This window comes from Erythrobacter sp. SCSIO 43205 (assembly GCF_019904235.1).
GTDB lineage: Bacteria > Pseudomonadota > Alphaproteobacteria > Sphingomonadales > Sphingomonadaceae > Erythrobacter.
Map to the genome: position 1 here is coordinate 1,251,917 of NZ_CP063202.1, position 17,114 is coordinate 1,269,030.

A 17,114-nucleotide genomic window follows, 5' to 3' on the forward strand; every position below is an offset into this window, starting at 1 on the left:
TCAACGATCGTCCGCCGGTGCTTGCCGACGAGCTGAAGTCGGAGGCTGGAGCGTTCCTCGTGCTCTCTCGCAATGGCGAACCGGCATTGGTGCCGCAATTCTACACCGAAGTTGAAGTCGTCAACGCTGACGACGGAGCAGTCGAACCGGTGGATGCTGGCGCTGATACCAAGCGCAAGAGCGGTGCGCTTTCGCAGCGACTGCTCGACGAGCTCGCGATGCAGCGCCGCGATATCCTGGCGATCCACTTGGCCAATGATCCTGCGCTTGCGCTCGACTTCATGGTCTTCACGCTCGCCGATGCCGATGGGCATGACTGGCGCGCGAAGAAGGCATCGACGCTGGTCGGCTCGGTAGCATCGGGACCGGTGGTCGGCTTCGAGGCGAAGGACGCCCCAGCAAGCGCTGCGCTCGCCGAATTTGTCGCTTCGCTCGACGAAAGCTGGCGCGCCGGCGAGACCGATGTCGAACGGTTCGAACGCTTCCGCGCATTGAGCGATGAAGCACGTTCGGCCTGGCTCGGTCATGTCGTATCCCGCACGCTGGTCGCGAGCCTTGCGTGTGAAGGCGATCGCTCGGCGCCGCTGCATGAAATCCTCGGGTCGCTGCTCGAGATCGAGACCGCGCACTGGTGGCGGCCGACGGCGGCGAACTTATTCGATCGTGTGGCCAAGGCGCGTACACTCGAAGCGCTCGATGCAGCAGGCGGCCCCGAACTCGTCAGTCGCTATGCAGGTTCGAAGAAAGCAGAGTTGGCGAGCGCAGCCGAGCGCATCTTCTCCGGCAATTTCATCGGCGAGGCGGATGTGAAAACGCGAGCGGGAGCGTGGGTGCCCGAGATCATGCGCTTCGGTCCGCCTGAGGAGCCGGTCGAGGATGAAACAGTGGACCCGGCCGAGGACGAGACCGCGAACGAAATTGCCGAGCCGGCTGCCTGACCCCTCCTGACAGGTCCAGGTTACTCGGCGGGCGGTCCGTCCCTCTCGGGACGGGCCGCCTTTTTCATGTCCAGGTCTGGGCCGATTGCAGAATGTCTGCTCATCAGCATTTGAATGTGTGAAGCAGACGTTCTGCTTACGACCCAATACCGGACCTGATGCGCGATTGAGAAACGCTTCGTCTTGGCTCAGCCTTTGACGTAAGCCCCCGAATGCTGCGAACAGACGCTCCCGCGCCTATTCCTGCACTTCCGGGCTGGTTGCCACCTTTCTGGATCGTAGGTTTGCGATCATATTCGCAAAACTCTGGCGCGCGCGGCGAATGTCAGACGTTGCTGAATACGCAGCCGGGATTACCAACAAGGTGAGGAGCGTGGATGTCGTCAGACCACCGATGATGATGTAGCCCATTGCGTTACGCCATTCGGCCGCGTCGGATTGCGCGAGCGCGACCGGCATCATTCCGAAAACAGCCGCGAGCGCTGTCATCAAAACCGGTCGGAGTCGCTCCGGCGCTGCTTTGCGCATGGCACTAGCCGCGTCCATCCCCGCCTCACGATACTGGTTGGCCAAGTCAACCAGCAGGATGCCGTTTTTCATGACGATCCCCATCAGGGCGATAAGTCCGATCTGGGCAAACAGGCTCATTTCCTGTCCCGCCGCCCACATCAGGAAGTAGGCGCCGGAGAAAGACAGGGGCGCAGTCAACATGATGATGATCGGCTGGCCAAAGCTGTTGAATTGGCTCGCGAGCACAATATAGAGCGCGACGATTGCGAGTAGAAAGGCGAACGCAATTGCCTCTCCGGTCTCTGCCAGACGGCGTGCGGTCCCCTCCATTTGGGTTGAAAGCTCGGTCGGGGGTGGGTTCGCCGCGATCAGCTCTTCAACCTCGGCCACCGCCACACTAAGTGCGACACCGGGCGCAGTATCCGCGAGGACAGAAACCTGTCTTGAGCGATTGATACGCTCGATCTCGGCGGCGCTGAATGCGACGTCAACTTCAGCGATCGCCGCAAGGTCCACAAGTGTCCCTTGCCCTGTCCTGAGCGGAAGCGTCTCTATATCGGCGAGACTTTGTCTTGAACCCTCGTCGAGCCGTACGCGGACATCATATCGCCTGCCATCGGACTCGAAAGTGCCCGCCTCACTTCCGCCAATTAGCGTTCGGCTCGATGCTGCCAAGCTCTGTGCCGTAATGCCGAGGTCGGCTGCGCGATCACGGTCGAGCTTAACCTGTAGCTCGGGGCGTCCCCCTTGGTAGGTTGTGCGAACGTCGACAAAATCCGGACGCGCTGCCAATTCGCCCTCAAGCCATTGAGCGTAATCGTTGATCGCATTCGTATCTGACCCGGTGACGATCAGTTCGATGGCGGTTTGTCCGACACCGGCCCCCGATACCCAGGGCACCTCAGAGACCGAGGAGTCTTGGACCTGAGCGTCACTTTCGGCGAGAACTTCGCGCGCGAATGACATTACATCGTCTTGAGAATCCTCTCGCGATCGTTTCGGTGTCAGGCCAACATAGACGTCCAATTCGTTGATCTTCGGGTTGGTCCCGCCTCCTGCGCTTATGAACACAAGTTCGACTTCGGGATTTGTCCGCAAGGCTGCATCGACGCGCTGAGCGGCATCCTTGGCCCCGGCGATGCCCGTTCCGAGCTCAAGTTCCACAGTGGCCAGAAATTCTGAACGGTCCGTCGTCGACATGAAGGTGCTGGGAACGAGCGCTGCAAAGAACCCGCCCACGAAGACGCTGGCCAGCGCCCCTCCAAGAACAAGATATCGATGCCGTATGGCCCAAGCCACCAGCCCGACATAACGTTCGCGCATGCCAACATGAAATCGTTCAACGCGAGAAAGCCACCCGTCCTCGGGTTGCTCCGGTCGAAGCAGCCGGGCGGAAAGCGCAGGTGTAAGGGTGAATGCAACCAGCATTGATACGCTCACCGAGAAGACGATGGCGAGACCATACTGAAAGAAGAACCGGCCAACGATCCCCTCCATGAAGGCAATCGGAACAAAGACCGCCAATGTAGCGAAGGTTCCAGCCAATACGGCGAGCGCAACGCGCTTGGTCGCAGCATGGGCAGCTTCGGTCCTGTCGGCCCCTTCGTCGACGTCGTTCTGGACAGCCTCAACCACGACAATGGCATCATCGACCAGCAACCCAATAGCGACCGTCAGGGCAAGCAAGGTAACCATGTTGATGGTGAAGTCGAATGCAGCGAAGGCGGCAAACGTCGCGACGATCGAGGTCGGTATGGCGAGCAGCACGATAATTGTCGCTCGCCAGCTCAGCAGGAATAAAAAGGTCACAGCGACGACGAGCAGCACGGCGATGAAGAGATCAAATAGGACGTCACCGATCGCCTGTTCGATAAAACGCGATGTATCCCGTGAGATGACGAAGTTTACGCGCTCAGGCGCTGATGCCTGAACAGTTTCGATCTCTGCCCGGATTTGCTCAGCGACCGCGACCGTGTTTTCACCGCTTTGCTTGCGCACTTCGAGCACTACGCCTGGAACACCGTCCAGCTGGGCATAAGTCGTCTCGTCCTCGACCGAATCTTCCACCCGCCCAACATCTCCGATGCGCACCGTCTGGCCATTTGGCCGATAGACGATGGGAATAGCGGTGAACTCCGACGCCGTAGCTGCTTCAGCCATTGTGCGAATACCGAACTGGCGGGTCCGACCGTCTGTCACCAACTGCCCGCCGGGTAATTCGGCGTTTTCGCGCTGTAGGGCGGCCAGGACGTCATCGGCCGTCACACCGCGGGCGCGCATTGCGGATGGGTCGAGCCAGATGCGCATCTCTCGCTCGCGCCCTCCTACCAGCTCAACCGAGCCGACGCCCGGGACGCGCTGTAGCCGCTCCGTCACCACTTCGTCGGCAAACGCCGTAAGTTCGCTAATCGGCATGTCGCCAGAGAGCAGGATCGAGAGGATCGGAGCTGCATCCGGATCCACCTTTTCGATCACCGGGGGTTCGGCATCCACAGGCAGGTCGGCACCCAATCGGGACATTTTGTCCCGCACCTCTTGCGCCTTGAGATCGGCATCCTCTTCAAGCTCGAACTCGAGATTGACGATGCTGACGCCTTCAGCACTGATCGAACGCATTTGGCGAAGCCCGGCGATCGTATTGAGCTGCTCCTCAATGATGTCGGTGACCTCGGTCTCGACCGTTCCAGGGGAAGCGCCGGGCAGTGCGGTCGTGACCGAAACATATGGAAATTCGACTTCAGGAAAGAGGTCCACTCCAAGCCGGTTGAACGAGACGATACCCAGGACAACCAGCGATGCGATGAGCATAGCAGCAAAGACCGGCCTGCGGATCGATACGTCAGCAAGCCACATGCTAGTCTCGCCGCGGCTGTGATTGCACGGCCACTGTTTCGCCGTCAAGCAGAGTGGCGGGCGGATCGAGAACAACCTGCTCGCCATCACTCAGTCCAGAACGGATAAGAACGCGGTCTAGATCGATGCTCTCGAATGTGACGTCGCGACGCCGGACTTTGCCATCTTCAACCACAAACACGTTGGCAGTGGCGCTGTCTCCCACGACCGCCGTTCTTGGCAGAACAATGGCAAGAGCGGGTGGCACCGAAATTTCGGCTCGCACTCCCAGGCCGGAGCTAATTCTGTAGTTCGGATTGGCAATAGGCAGACGCAGCTCGACCATTCGTGTCTGCGGATCGACACGATCGTTGATAATATAGACGGTGCTATCGAAGGGCTCATCAAAGCCCTCGATAAAGACGCGTGCAGGCATATTGCGACGGAATGCGTCGACGTGCTCCTGGGGCGCGTTCACGATCGCCGCAACGATGCCGAGCTCCTGAAGCTGAAGCGCAGCAGACTGCCCACCCATCGAGAATCGGTTATTGAGATAGACCCCTTCGTCCACCAAACGGGCGGTAACGACGCCATCATAAGGCGCGCGCGTAATCGTATCCTCCAATGCCTGCCTTGCGGTGCCTAGCGCAGCTTGCGCTTGCGACCTTTGAGCCCGCGCAACCGCCAGCTCGGTCTCGACGGCATCGACCTGCGCCTTCGAAACGAAACCTTTGGGCGCCAGAGCCATAACCCGTTCGTAGCGTCGTTCAGCCTCGATGGTCCGCGCATTGGCAAGATCGACAGCTGCCTGTGCCTCAGCGACGCGACGCTGATAGTCGGCTTGCCGCACGCGGAAAAGCGGGTCTCCTCGTGAGACGCGGTCTCCGACCTTCACGAATATGCGTTCCACCGGGCCTTCTACCAGGGCTCCGATGGCACTGCTTTGTTTCGCAGCGATCGTGCCGAATGCTTTCACCGGCTCGGCGATCGGCTCATAGCTGACGCTGATCGTTTGGACCGTTCGCGGACCTTCTTGGTTCGCCTGGGCTGCGTCAGCGTCAGGTTTTTCGGTTGAGCACGCGTGCAGGGCGATCGGTATAACGACTAGAAAGAAAAGAGAGAGCCTTCTCAGCATGCATAGGCACCCCTGCCGCTGGCGACCAACTTATCGTCGGGTCCCGTAATTTGGGTGTCCGCAACCGAGATCTGCCGCCCGATCTTGACGACCGTTGCGCTGGCGAGAAGGGGACCCTGCGTCGCAGGGCGGTGATAGTCCACCCTCAGATCTACGGTCGCCTTGGCCTTGTGCCCCATAGCAAGCAGCACATAAAGGCCACTCAGATCGATCAAAGAAGCGAGCACGCCGCCGTGAGCGGAGCCGATCACCGGATTGGAAACGATCTCATCACGCCACGGCATTTCGAGTTGGAGTTTCCCCGGCTCAAAGTGTTTGACAGTCAAGCCGAGCCATTGATGAAACGGCGCAATAGCGAGCATGTGTTCCGGTCGATCTCGATCGATCATTGATGTCGCGTCGTTCACGATCCGGCCTCCGTGCTCTGATGGTGGCGCTTGAGGAACTTTAGGATTGTTGCGGAAAATACATCGTTCGAATCTCCGACGACCATATGTGTCGCGTCCGCAATGTCGGTGTATTCGGCATGCGGCGCCAGTCCACGCAGATGGGCAACCGCCTCTTCAGAAACGAGATCGCTCGCCCCCCCGCGAATGAGGTGCAGCGGAAGCCTTAGGCTGGCAGCGGCCTGGCTCAGCTTCTCGAACTGCTGTTCGTGCCGCTCAGGATCGAGCCGGTTCGATCCCATTATATTGCGGATGAAGCGCGGGTCCCAATGCCAGTAGAAGCGTCCATCGTCTGATTTGCGCAGATAATGACGCAGATTTCCTCCCGCGCTCCGCTTGCGCCGGTGTGGCACATAGCGTGCAATCACATCGGCCGCTTCCTGGGGTGACGCAAAGCCAGTCTCGACATGCTGATCCATGAAGCCGACCACGCGCATGACGCCGCTCTGCTCCATGCGAGGGGCAATATCTACCAAGGTCAGGGAAGCGAAACTGCCGGGCGCAAGCTCACCTTCAGCGATCATCCCGGCGAGCCCGCCCAGCGAGGCACCGACCACTGCTGGCTTGCTATCCAAACATGCTGCAATCGCAACGAGGTCTGAGGCGAAATCTGCCAGTTCGTAGGCACCGTCGGCAGACCATGCGCTTTCACCATGGCCGCGCATGTCAATTGCGATAACGCAGAAGCCGGCTTCGCCCAGATCGTGAGTGACACGTTTCCATGCTCGCCGGGTCTGACCCCCGCCGTGAGCGAGGAGGACTGGCATGCCTTTCTCATCGCCGAGCATCTCTGCAGCGAGCTTTAACCCTCCAGCTCCTTCTATCGTGATTTGATCGCACTTCATATGTGTGCCAGTATATTGTAATTCACTTTACAGTAAATAGGTTTAATTAGACTCGGGTTTTGATAAGGGAAGGCATGTCAACGCAGATCGAACAAGATGCCGACGCAGCGGCAGCGAGCTTCCTGAACGATACGGATCGTGTCGTGTTTTTGATGGAAGAGGTGACGAGACGCCTGCGAAAAACGTTTGACGCTTCGGTAGAGCAGTTCGGTCTCACCCGCACACAGTGGCGAGCGCTTGCCTATCTTTATCGGACCCCTGGAATGACGCAGACCGAACTCGCCAGAAAGCTGGAACTTGAACGCGCGGGCGTGGGTCAAGCGATCGATAAGCTCGAAGACCTTGGCCTCGTCGAAAGGCGCAGCGCCAAAGATGATCGACGCGTTTGGAAAATTCATTTGCTCCCAGCTGCGATCGATCTTCTGCCTCAATTACGGAAGGAGGCTGATGCGGTCTATGACCAGTTACTCAAGGGCATTCCGGCCCAAGACATTCGTATTTTGCAAAGGGTCATCGACACCATGCAAGCCAATTTGGCAGTCGACTGATTAGATCAAAGCGAAGTCCGCTTTCAGTAGCGGACGCCAGCCCTACCAAGGCTGGCGCCCATTAGCAGTCAGATCTCCGTCTTCTCGGCGAGTGTAAGAGCGTCCCCTATATCGACACCTAAATATCGTACCGTGTTCTCGATCTTGGAATGACCGAGCAATATCTGGATTGCACGTATGTTGCCTGTGGCTTTGTAGATGATCGAAGCCTTCGTTCTACGCAGCGAGTGGGTGCCGTACTCTTCGGGTCGTAGGCCAATCGCCTCAGCCCACTCATCGACAAGCCGAGCGTATTGTCGGGTGCTCAAATGACGGGTGTGATCAACTCGGCTCGGGAAGACGAAGTCCTCGACGTCACCTCCTCTGAGTTCCAGCCAGGCAAACAGACTCGCGCGCGCGTCTGCCGCTATCTCGAACTGAACGGGGCGTCCTGTCTTGCGCTGCGTGATGGTTGCACGCGTCCTGATTTCTGGACCGCTAACCAGATCGCCGATCTTCAGCTCGACAAGATCACAGCCTCTCAGCTTGCTATCGATCGCCAAGTCGAACATCGCCCGGTCTCTGATGCGCTCTTCGCGATCTAGGAAAAAGCGGATCGCCCAAATCTGTTTCTGATTGAAAGGGCGCTTGGGACCGATCTTCGCGCCAAAGTTCCATGGCACGCGGTTCTGCGCCGCCGGATCGAACTGTGAATAGGTCATTGTTGTTCTCCTTGGCCGGAATGGCCGTAGAGAATGTCCGCTTTCAGGACCTAAGATCTTGGATGGCTACGTCTTGGACTGGGGCGCAAAGCCGACATCGAAGCTAAGAGGAGAGTGAGCTTCCTGATTCCTGAACCCGGACACGTCCGTTCCGGTGATCAGGAGACGATCGATGACCAAGTCCCGCCGCACCGCTTCAGTTTCTCCAGCCGGACGCATCACTGCCGCCATCATTGAAAAGCTCGAAGAGGGCACCAAGCCCTGGGTCAAGCCGTGGCGTGGCTTGCCGGTTTCGCGCCCCTTGCGTTGCTGCGGGACGCCCTATCGCGGCATGAACACCTTTTGGTTGTGTATGGTGGCCGATGCCTGCGGATACACCTCTCCCTACTGGATGACATACCGCCAGAGTCAGAAGCTCGGTGGTCAGGTCCGCAAAGGCGAGAAGTCGACCATCGCGATCTTCTACAAGAGCTACACAAAGGAAGTTGAAACCGCTGACGGCGGGCAGGACACGGAGAACCGTCGCGTGCTGAAGGCCTATTCGGTATTCAACGCCGACCAGTGCGATGGCCTTTCCGAATTCTACCATCCCAAGCCTCTGGTTGCCGCGCTTGAGCCCGAAGGCCGCGAAGAGCGGCTCGATGCCTTCTTCGCCCGGATCGAGGCAAACCTGCGGCATCACGGCGCGCAAGCATACTACGAGCCGCTGCGCGACCGCGTCACCATGCCGCCTGTTGAACTCTTCGAAGCCTATGACCACTACTATGCGACACTCGCGCATGAGCTGTCGCACTGGACGGGGCATTCCTCGCGGCTCGATCGCGATCTCAAGAACCGCTTCGGTAGCGATGCCTATGCCGCTGAAGAACTGATCGCCGAGCTATCGTCTGCCATTCTTGGCGCTGAACTGGGCCTTCCGGTCACCCACCTCGACCATCATGCGAGCTATATCGCGTCTTGGCTCAAGATCCTCAAATCGGACGAGCGCGCGATCCTGACCGCGGCAGCAAAGGCCGAGGAGGCAGCCACCTTGCTGCTCGAACTGGGTGAATTCCAATCAACTGAAGGCGAGACCGACGTCGATTTGGCTAGTGCAGCCTAAGGAGCGGTGAGATGGGACGTTCCGTCAGCTATCCGACCGGCTCATTGGTAGCCTTTCGCCTGCTCGATGACGGCGAAGACGACGATGCGGACTGGGTCTATGAGTGCCTCGTCGACGAGATCATCGATACCACAAAGGCAGCCTTTCCATCCTTCGAGACCTTCGATGGATGGCGCGGTCGCGAGGACCGTATCCTTCTGCGCAACGCCTTCGCCGATTGCGGGATATCGACCTATTGCGGGCTTGCCGCGATCTGGCTCGCCCCTCGCGATGATGCTCGCTTTTGGGAAGCTGACTTCTCTCACCCGCGCGCGGCCCGTGCGCGCCACTGGATCGCCCAAGTGGCGCCACGTTTCGAACGAATGTTCGGCGAACTCAGAATGGTCGGGCGTTTTTCGAACGGAGAGGTGGTCTTCGAACGTCAGAAATCTTGCATTTGAGGGATAAGAGTGTATATCTTGCATATGAAAGGATGGGCTATGGCGACGAAGCCACTCGAATTGCAGCCCGATGATGGCAAGGTGCTCACCTCTGCTATCGCCCGCATCGCCGAGTTCTGGGGCCTCACCAACCCCAAACTTGGTGCAATCCTGGGCGTATCAGAATCGACCGCCTCGCGCCTGCGCTCGGGCAAGGCACAGCTCGACCCTGCATCGAAGTCATTCGAAGCCGCTCAGTTCCTCCTGCGACTGTTCCGTTCGCTCGACGCTCTGCTCGGAAGCGATGACATGTCTGCGCGCGCGTGGCTGACGACCGCCAATCTCGATCTCGATGCGCGCCCGATCGATCTCGTCGACAGCTTCAAGGGTCTCATCACCGTTTGCGACTATGTGGACGCCCACCGCGCTCGCGTCTGAGTTCCGCCGCTACCGCCGAACGGTGTGGCGTGTGGTCGAAGCACAGCATCGCATCTCGACCAATCGTTTGACCTCCGACCTTGGCGAGCAACAGCGGCTTGAAGAACTGGCAGATAGCGCAAAGCCGGACCTGCCGAAATCCGCGCATGGGTTGCATTACCTCCTCGCTTCACCCTTTCGCTATGGCCACACGGTTGCCAGCCGTTTTCGCCGGGCCAACGAGCGACCCGGGATCTTCTATGCAAGCGAAGCCGAGGGAACTGCGATCACCGAGACCGCCTACTGGCGGCTCAAATTTTTTAGCCGCTCGCCGGGGTTCGTTCCGGGCAACCGGACAAGCGAGCATCTGAGCTTCTCCGTGCCCATTTCGGTCACGCGGTTGACCGATACGACCAGGCCGCCGCTTGAGGGCGATGCTAAGCGATGGCTTGACCCTGACGACTATTCGCATTGCCAGGACCTTGCTGTGTCGGTGCGCGAGGCGGGCGGTCAGGCCATCCGCGCGCGTTCCGCGCGTGACCCTGACGGGACTAACCTCGCACTGCTCGATCCGGCTGGCTTTGCGAAATCAGAACCAGATCATGGGCGGGGCTGGCACTTGCGCCACGAAGGCGATCGACTAACCGCGATCGCAGCTTTCCCCCACGCAGAGGTGCTTGCCTTCACGCCGGAACAGTTCGGCCTCCCGGAGCGCTCCTGAACCGATCCGGGATTCCTCCCAAACAATTCCAGCGCCACTCCGACACTATCCCGCGCGAGCCTGTTCGCTGGTCCTTGTGCCCTGGACCGGTCAGGTCCCACCGCAACCCGCGCAAGGCTGCGGCCCGTGTGACCCGCGCCAGCCTTGCCTTGCGGGGTTTCCCGCTGAAGCGGTGCGGCGTTCCCTTGTCCCGGTCCTTGTCGGGCACGGCGAACAGGGCCGCGCGGAAATTCCTCTGCCGGCATTCGCCGGTCTCAGGAGGACTACTCAGATGTATGACAGTTTCGCCAGTCAGCTTGCCGGCCTCGATCTATCCGGCTTCTCGATCACGCCTGCCCCTTTCACCGAATTCGACTTTCCTTGCGAGGACGCCATGGCTCACACGCTCGGAGCAGTCTGGTCCGATCTCTTCGCGGTGTTTGCCGACACCGCGCTCGAAGCCGACGCCGAGGATCTCGCCTGGGGCTTCGTCAATCTCTTCCACCGCGCCGCCAGCCGCAAGTCGGCCCAGGTGGACCGGGCCTCGGATGAAATCCGTGCCCTTCTGGCATCCGCCGACGGCTCCGAAGTGCATTCGTCCAACCTCGAGGAGCAGACCCTGCGGGCCCAGTCGGCTGAAGCCAGCATGCAGGCGTTCGAGCAGATGCGCGAGGTTGCGGCAGGTCTCTATCGCGACGAAACCGGCTCCTCGTGGAAGCCTGTTTCAGGATCGCGTGCGCGTCATTCGAAGACCATGACTTCCGCAGTGATCGATGCTCGCGATTTCCTGCGCGTGCGCAAGGAATGCCGTCAGGCTGCACATTCGCCCGAGGGTACTCCGGTCGTCTTTGCCGGCGGCCGCAACCGCTTCGAAAACGAAGCCGACGCAAAGACCTACGCTGCCAACATCTGGGCTACGCTCGACAAGGTTCGCGACGTCGTTCCAGATCTCTTTCTCGTTCATGGCGGCGACGGCAAAGGAGCCGACAAACTCGCCGCATCCTGGGCTGAGCGCCACGAAGTGCAGCAGCTGACATTCGGGCTTGAACGCCGTCTTGGGGCTCGCGCAGGGTTCAAGCGCAACGAGCAAATGCTCGCTCTTAACCCTCGCTACGTGGTGGCATTTCCGGGCAATGGCGTGACTGAACGCCTTGTCATCGAGGCCAAGAAGCAGCGCATCACGGTTGTTGATCGTCGCGGGCCGTTGGGTAGCAGCCCGACAAGCACGGCCTAGGCTTTACTCTCCTTTCGGTCGATTTCATCTCCATCGCGGAAAAAAGGGCGGCCCCATTCGGAGCCGCCCATAAGGAGAGAACTCATTGCATTGCTGCTCCGAGCCCTTCGGGTCGCGAAGCTGACATAGCACTTAATGTCTTTGAGTCGATTGTAGAGTAACGACAGGCCCGAATAGATACGCTTTCGAACAACTTCGTTGCGTAGCTGAGCGCCTCTGAAGCTACTCCCTTGTGGATGGATAGGCTTGTTTATTGCAGCGGTGTGGCACTTATCGTTCCCGCATCTGATTTGCCACGCTACAAGATTTCCAATGCAACTCGATGATCTTCTCCTTCGCTACTTTGCCTCGACCAATATGGCTGAGATATCACCCGACACTTTGGCAGCCGGGATTGAGCATTGCCGGGTCGACCTGGGCCTCGAAGAGGACAGGGGCAAGCGCTTTGCACTGTGGTCGTTCCTGCACATGTTCGGGTCCGCCCCCGACCTCGATGCGGCGTTCGAGAACGAGGAAGACCGGGAAGCAGCCCGCAACTTCATGGATCTCCTGGCAGCATCGGAAAGCGACGGCGAAAGTTGATTGCAGCGGGTTGATCTGAGCCTTCAGACCCGCATCCGATACCCATCCGGCTTTCTTCGCGAACAGTCCTGAACCAGGTCAGCTGAGGACGGCAACCCGTTCCTTTGACGGCCGTGTTGTCGCGCTTCGCGCGCCTGCCCGCACCACCCGTCATGAACAGGTTTCCCTTCGGCCTTTCAGGCCTGCGGTGCAGTCCTCCCATGCCCTGCTTCTTTCAGATGTTCGCAAGCCGGAGATGGTCTCCGGTTTGAGGAACTGAAGGAATACAACCATGACCAATATCGCAATCCTCACCGGCCGCATCGCCCGCGATCCGGAAACTCGCGAGACCAAGGGCGGCACCAATGTCACTGGGATCACCGTCGTCACCGATCGCCCCGCACGGGACAAGGACGGCAAGACCTACAAGGACGAGAACGGCTACACTGCCAAGGAAAGCGAGTTCCACCGGGTGACCTGCTTCAACGGCCTTGCCAAGACCGTCGGGCAGTACTGCACCAAGGGCCAGCTGGTCAGCGTCCAGGGCCGCATCCACTACACCCAGTGGGAAGACAAGGAAGGGGTCACACGCTACGGTACCGAGATCCTCGCCGACAAGGTCGACTTCCTCTCGCGCGGCAACGGCTCCGGCGAGAACGACGACAACAAGGATGCTCCCGAGATCGACTGAACTCTCTCGTCGATCTCTCTCCCGAAGGGGTCCTGTCCAAGCCGGACAGGACCCCTTTCATCGTTCTACTTCACAGGCGTTTGTTGAGAGCGAGGAGAAGATATAGAAGCACCCAGCCGCTTCAACGCCTCATCCTCCCCCAGCTTTGCGAGCTCCACGGCCGCTTTAGCCAGGCCTTTCTTCGAGAACGTTTCGAGGCCCGTTCCGAGGATCACATGGCCCAGTTCAAGAGCCGCCTGTTGTTCGAGTTCTTTCTGACGCTGGTCGAGTGCCAGCCGGTCAGCCTCCAGCTTCTGGAGTGCGGCTACAGCGCTTCGTTTCGATGGCATTGGAGTCCGTCCTTACTCCCCTTTCGCGTTCCTCCCACGGGCTCCAATGGAACAGGCCAGACCCTGTAGGAAAGTCCTTTTGCAGATGACTGGCACGGGCGCTTTTATCGGGCGGGGGAGGGGCCTGGCTCACGGACTTTCAAGGATGACGGGCCTGGCACCGACGCGTCAAGGACGGCGGGGCCCCACCATTTTGACTTCCCTTCGCTTGCGCTGCGGTCCAACAAAATCGTTGCCCCCACCGCCGCTTCGCGGTCGCCCCTATGGGCGATCCCTGACCCGCCGGCACCGTGCCCATCCGCCTTCCTCCTGTCGTCTCACCGACAGACATCAGGAGGAAATCATGACTACACTTGGCAATATTGAATCGAATTCGAACAGCTACTTTGAAGCACTCGCCACTGCCGAACAGCGGGCCTTGCACAGTTTCTTCGACCAGCACGTCGTCGAGGATGACGACCTTGGATACTTCGCTCTCGACGAAGGTGACTACAACGCCTTGCCAGCACATCTGGCCAGCCGTGTGGTGCACACGGTGCATGGCGCAATGCTCGACGAGTTCTGAGCGTCCAATAGGGCGGGAGCCGGTGACGGTTCCTGCCCTTTTTTCGTGTTCGCTGGTGGAAGAGGAGGGCGGGATGTGGAGCGGGGCTGGTGACGCGCTCGGTCCCGCACCACCTGCGGCGGTGCTCCTGCGGGCGCGGTGTCTTTGTTCCGGGCCCCGCACGCACTTGCGCACCGCGACCGGGTCGGACCAGCGCGCGCGGCAGGACCGACAGGTCCCGTTCCCGCCGCTTCACACTTGGTCCTTTGCCGGTCCCTCTTGCGCAGGTGCTGCCTCTTGTTGAGGGTGTAGCTTCGACATGACCGCTCGCAGGCACCGGTTCGTGCGAAAGGTTGCTCACGCTCCTTTGGCAAGGATTGCCAAGCCCCACGATCAGAGAGCCGCAATCATTTCTGGGTCGGCCCGCGCAATTGTAGAGGGATGGCACACCGTACGCAGCGGTAGCTGCATGGAATGGCAAAAAAGCAAAAAGAAACAGAAGCATCGCAAGTCCGAGAAGCTGGGCAATCAGACGGTAGCCAAGGCACAGAAGTATCCCGCCGCAGGCAGTCCCATCGTCTCAAACTGACCGGCTATGTTGCTCGGCGAAAGTCGCTTCCTGTGGGTATCACATGGGATACAGAGCTTCCCGGCTTCGGACTTCGCAAGCGCAAGTCAGGACATCTCACCTGGATCGTAAAGCACAGGCCGCGAGGCGTGCAGCGAATGGTGACGCTGGGAAGCGCGGGAGTGGCGGCAGGTGCGCTGGGCGCTCCCGCCGCGCGCGCTGCCGCGCGCAGATTGCTCATCAAGGCGACGCTTGCCGATCTGCCTACTGCTCCGGAGAAGCATAAGGCTCCGCTCTTCGCAGACTTCGCCGAGGAATTCTGGCTCGACTATTCGCCGCATTGGAAGACTTCAACGCGCGATACGTCGCGGGCTTACATCGACAAGCGGTTGATCCCACGGTTTGGGACGCTTTGTGTTGATGCGATTGAACGCGCTGACATCAACCGCTGGCGAGACAGCATGGTTGACGTGGGAGGAGCCTTTAATCGCAGCATCCCGGTCATGTCGGTTATGATGCAATATGCCGAAAAGCTCGGCTATCGCGAGAAGAACACCAACCCGTGTCGCGGCGTCTCTCGCTTCAAGCGGGACCTGCCGGAACGCTATCTGTCAGCCGATGAATATCGAAGGCTCGGCAAGGTGCTGGCAGAGCACAACGGAGCCAATGCGTTCGTGGTCCCAGCTTTGCTATTGCTGATCTATACCGGTGCACGGGTTTCAGAGATTGCGACCCTGCGCTGGCGCTTCGTCCAGATACCTCGCCTCGCATTGCCTGACAGCAAGACCGGCCCGAAGACGATCTACCTCAACCCGCAGGCAATTGATGTTCTCGATACTCTGCAACGGCGCGCAGAGGATCAGCTCGTGTTCCCGGCAACGTATCGCGAGAAGCCGATTAACCTGGGCCAGCATTGGGAGAAGATCAGGCGCAAGGCAGCCTTGCCCGATGTACGCCTGCACGACCTACGTCACAGCTTCGCCTCAGTGGCCATCGCGAAAGGCATTCCGGTTGCGACCATTGGCAAGCTGCTCGGTCATGCGCTGCCCGAAACAACTGCACGATATACGCACCTCGCGGACGAGGTGATTTCGGAAAGCGCCGACCGCATCTGTTCCAGCCTCGCACAATCGATGGGGATGACTGCATGACCAGCTATGACCTCAAGCGTATCCTTGCCGAGGAGCTGGCGCGCATCGTACCGGGCGATGCTGGAAAGCGTCGTACGAAGTTTGACTACGTCCTTCCCGGTTTTGGCGAGCGTATCCATCTGTCCGGCAGGAAGAGTTACGTCCTGCAGCGCACGATGGGCGGCAAGCAGCGGCTCATTACTATCGGCGATGCTGCTATTCTGACCGAGCGGATCGCCAAGGATGTCGCACGTCGCCTCATTTTGAGGATCGAACTTGGCCAAAATCCGGCGGACAAGAAGCAACGCGCGAAGAAGACGCCGACCTACGCTTCCTTCCTTCGACACTATTGGGAGGTGGCGGCTCCGACCTGGAAGCCATCCACTCTTGAGATACATGACATCTACCGGCGAACGCACTTGGAAGATGCGTTCGCCGGGAAGTTCATTGACGAGATCAGCCACGCTGATGCCGTGCGCTGGCACGCAACGCTAACTCGATCGGCAGGACCTGGCGCGGCAAACCGCGCTATGGAAATCCTAAAGGCGATGTTCGGCAAAGCAGAAGCATGGGGCTATCTCCCCGAGCACTCCAATCCCTTTCGTGGCGTGAAGCGCAACAAAGGTCGAAAGATCGAACGCTACCTGAGCCAAGCCGAAATGGCCCGTCTTGGAGAAGCGCTGTCACGCCATCGCGCTGCTAAACCGAACGAGGTTGCGGTCATTTCGCTTCTCGCTTTGACCGGATGTCGGCGCGGCGAAATCCTCAACCTCACGTGGGGCGAGGTTCAGGGCCGTAAGCTCAAACTGACCGACTCCAAGACTGGGCCACGTGTAGTATGGCTTGGCAAAGAGGCAAGAGCAGTGATTGATCGCTTGCCGCGCAGAAGGAGCCACGAGCGCGTCTTCCAGTTCGATGTGCTGCCCGTCTCTGCAATCGAATGGTTCTGGCGCATGCTGAGGGTAGAAGCGGGCATCGAGGATGTGAGATTACACGATCTGCGGCACAACTATGCAAGTCTTGCTGCTCGTTCGTCCGAGACGCTTCCGATGATTGGAAGTTTGCTTGGTCATAGTAACGTTAGAACCACTACCAGATACGCACATCTTGATGATGCTTACCTTCGAGAAACCGTTACGACGGTGGGAAGCGAGATAAGAAGTCAGCTATTCGAGCAGTAGCTCTAGAAGCAGACATTCAGCAAACGACCCACTTTCGGATATTGCTCTCAAGTGTGCTTGCAGGGTCGATCTGGACGCGTTTTCGAGTAATTGCTGATGCGCGGGCATATGCTAAAATCGAGATTTGACGGTGAACCGATTTGGAAGCCCTTCGAACAAGTTCATTCTATCTGTGGATAATTGCCAAATACTCTCGGCGGCCATACTTCGGAATTTGGCTCTCTAACCCCAGAAATGCGGCGTTCTTTGGCATTTAAACATCGGATTGATGTTCTTTTTTGCC

At 59.1% G+C, this 17,114-nt stretch carries 17 protein-coding genes; 11 read left to right on the forward strand and 6 right to left on the reverse strand.

What is annotated here, in order from left to right:
* Positions 1 to 1,175: 1,175 nt before the first annotated feature.
* The 4 genes from INR77_RS05835 to INR77_RS05850 are packed head-to-tail and all read right to left on the reverse strand — an operon-like array spanning position 1,176 to position 6,706.
* A complete protein-coding gene (locus INR77_RS05835) occupies positions 1,176 to 4,301 on the reverse strand; it encodes an efflux RND transporter permease subunit (RefSeq protein WP_051699713.1) in 3,126 nt (1,041 codons plus the stop codon).
* A gap of 1 nt (position 4,302) precedes the next feature.
* Complete coding sequence (locus INR77_RS05840) at positions 4,303 to 5,415, reverse strand: efflux RND transporter periplasmic adaptor subunit (protein WP_034953437.1); 1,113 nt, start codon at positions 5,413 to 5,415, stop codon at positions 4,303 to 4,305.
* Positions 5,409 to 5,822, reverse strand: a complete 414-nt coding sequence (locus tag INR77_RS05845) for a PaaI family thioesterase (RefSeq protein ID WP_051699715.1) — start codon at positions 5,820 to 5,822, stop codon at positions 5,409 to 5,411. The genes INR77_RS05840 and INR77_RS05845 overlap by 7 nt, the downstream gene beginning before the upstream one ends.
* A complete protein-coding gene (locus INR77_RS05850) occupies positions 5,819 to 6,706 on the reverse strand; it encodes an alpha/beta fold hydrolase (RefSeq protein ID WP_034953442.1) in 888 nt (295 codons plus the stop codon). The genes INR77_RS05845 and INR77_RS05850 overlap by 4 nt, the downstream gene beginning before the upstream one ends.
* A gap of 74 nt (positions 6,707 to 6,780) precedes the next feature.
* Between INR77_RS05850 and INR77_RS05855 the strand changes: the two genes are divergently transcribed.
* Complete coding sequence (locus INR77_RS05855; RefSeq protein ID WP_034953444.1) at positions 6,781 to 7,254, forward strand: MarR family winged helix-turn-helix transcriptional regulator; 474 nt, start codon at positions 6,781 to 6,783, stop codon at positions 7,252 to 7,254.
* Between the two features lie 68 nt (positions 7,255 to 7,322).
* Here the strand turns inward: INR77_RS05855 and INR77_RS05860 are convergent, their stop codons facing one another.
* The gene (locus INR77_RS05860; protein ID WP_034953445.1) at positions 7,323 to 7,955 is read right to left on the reverse strand and encodes a tyrosine-type recombinase/integrase; all 633 of its coding nucleotides are present in this window, start codon (positions 7,953 to 7,955) and stop codon (positions 7,323 to 7,325) included.
* A 172-nt stretch (positions 7,956 to 8,127) separates the two neighbouring features.
* On the opposite strand from INR77_RS05860, the gene INR77_RS05865 reads away from it, so the two are divergent.
* The 7 genes from INR77_RS05865 to INR77_RS05895 all read left to right on the forward strand — a co-directional run bounded on the left by INR77_RS05865 (position 8,128) and on the right by INR77_RS05895 (position 13,079).
* Complete coding sequence (locus INR77_RS05865) at positions 8,128 to 9,057, forward strand: ArdC family protein (RefSeq protein ID WP_034953448.1); 930 nt, start codon at positions 8,128 to 8,130, stop codon at positions 9,055 to 9,057.
* A gap of 11 nt (positions 9,058 to 9,068) precedes the next feature.
* The gene (locus INR77_RS05870; protein ID WP_223073006.1) at positions 9,069 to 9,497 is read left to right on the forward strand and encodes a hypothetical protein; all 429 of its coding nucleotides are present in this window, start codon (positions 9,069 to 9,071) and stop codon (positions 9,495 to 9,497) included.
* 39 nt (positions 9,498 to 9,536) lie between these two features.
* On the forward strand, positions 9,537 to 9,914 hold the full coding sequence (locus INR77_RS05875; RefSeq protein WP_007163751.1) for an MbcA/ParS/Xre antitoxin family protein: 378 nt from the start codon (positions 9,537 to 9,539) through the stop codon (positions 9,912 to 9,914).
* Positions 9,886 to 10,614 carry an RES family NAD+ phosphorylase gene (locus tag INR77_RS05880; RefSeq protein WP_034953452.1) on the forward strand — a complete coding sequence of 243 codons (729 nt, stop codon included), beginning with the start codon at positions 9,886 to 9,888 and terminating at the stop codon, positions 10,612 to 10,614. The genes INR77_RS05875 and INR77_RS05880 overlap by 29 nt, the downstream gene beginning before the upstream one ends.
* Before the next feature lie 271 nt (positions 10,615 to 10,885).
* Positions 10,886 to 11,827, forward strand: a complete 942-nt coding sequence (locus INR77_RS05885; protein WP_034953455.1) for a DUF2493 domain-containing protein — start codon at positions 10,886 to 10,888, stop codon at positions 11,825 to 11,827.
* A gap of 312 nt (positions 11,828 to 12,139) precedes the next feature.
* Complete coding sequence (locus INR77_RS05890; protein ID WP_034953457.1) at positions 12,140 to 12,409, forward strand: hypothetical protein; 270 nt, start codon at positions 12,140 to 12,142, stop codon at positions 12,407 to 12,409.
* 271 nt (positions 12,410 to 12,680) lie between these two features.
* Positions 12,681 to 13,079 carry a single-stranded DNA-binding protein gene (locus INR77_RS05895; RefSeq protein ID WP_034953459.1) on the forward strand — a complete coding sequence of 133 codons (399 nt, stop codon included), beginning with the start codon at positions 12,681 to 12,683 and terminating at the stop codon, positions 13,077 to 13,079.
* A gap of 65 nt (positions 13,080 to 13,144) precedes the next feature.
* Here the strand turns inward: INR77_RS05895 and INR77_RS05900 are convergent, their stop codons facing one another.
* Complete coding sequence (locus tag INR77_RS05900; protein WP_034953461.1) at positions 13,145 to 13,408, reverse strand: DUF6437 family protein; 264 nt, start codon at positions 13,406 to 13,408, stop codon at positions 13,145 to 13,147.
* Between the two features lie 343 nt (positions 13,409 to 13,751).
* Between INR77_RS05900 and INR77_RS05905 the strand changes: the two genes are divergently transcribed.
* The 3 genes from INR77_RS05905 to INR77_RS05915 all read left to right on the forward strand — a co-directional run bounded on the left by INR77_RS05905 (position 13,752) and on the right by INR77_RS05915 (position 16,831).
* Positions 13,752 to 13,973 carry a hypothetical protein gene (locus tag INR77_RS05905; protein ID WP_034953463.1) on the forward strand — a complete coding sequence of 74 codons (222 nt, stop codon included), beginning with the start codon at positions 13,752 to 13,754 and terminating at the stop codon, positions 13,971 to 13,973.
* Positions 13,974 to 14,573: 600 nt separating this feature from the next.
* Positions 14,574 to 15,671: a site-specific integrase gene (locus tag INR77_RS05910; RefSeq protein WP_255573963.1), complete on the forward strand. Its 1,098-nt coding sequence runs from the start codon at positions 14,574 to 14,576 to the stop codon at positions 15,669 to 15,671.
* Positions 15,668 to 16,831, forward strand: a complete 1,164-nt coding sequence (locus INR77_RS05915; protein ID WP_223073007.1) for a tyrosine-type recombinase/integrase — start codon at positions 15,668 to 15,670, stop codon at positions 16,829 to 16,831. The genes INR77_RS05910 and INR77_RS05915 overlap by 4 nt, the downstream gene beginning before the upstream one ends.
* The last annotated feature ends 283 nt before the right edge of the window (positions 16,832 to 17,114 follow it).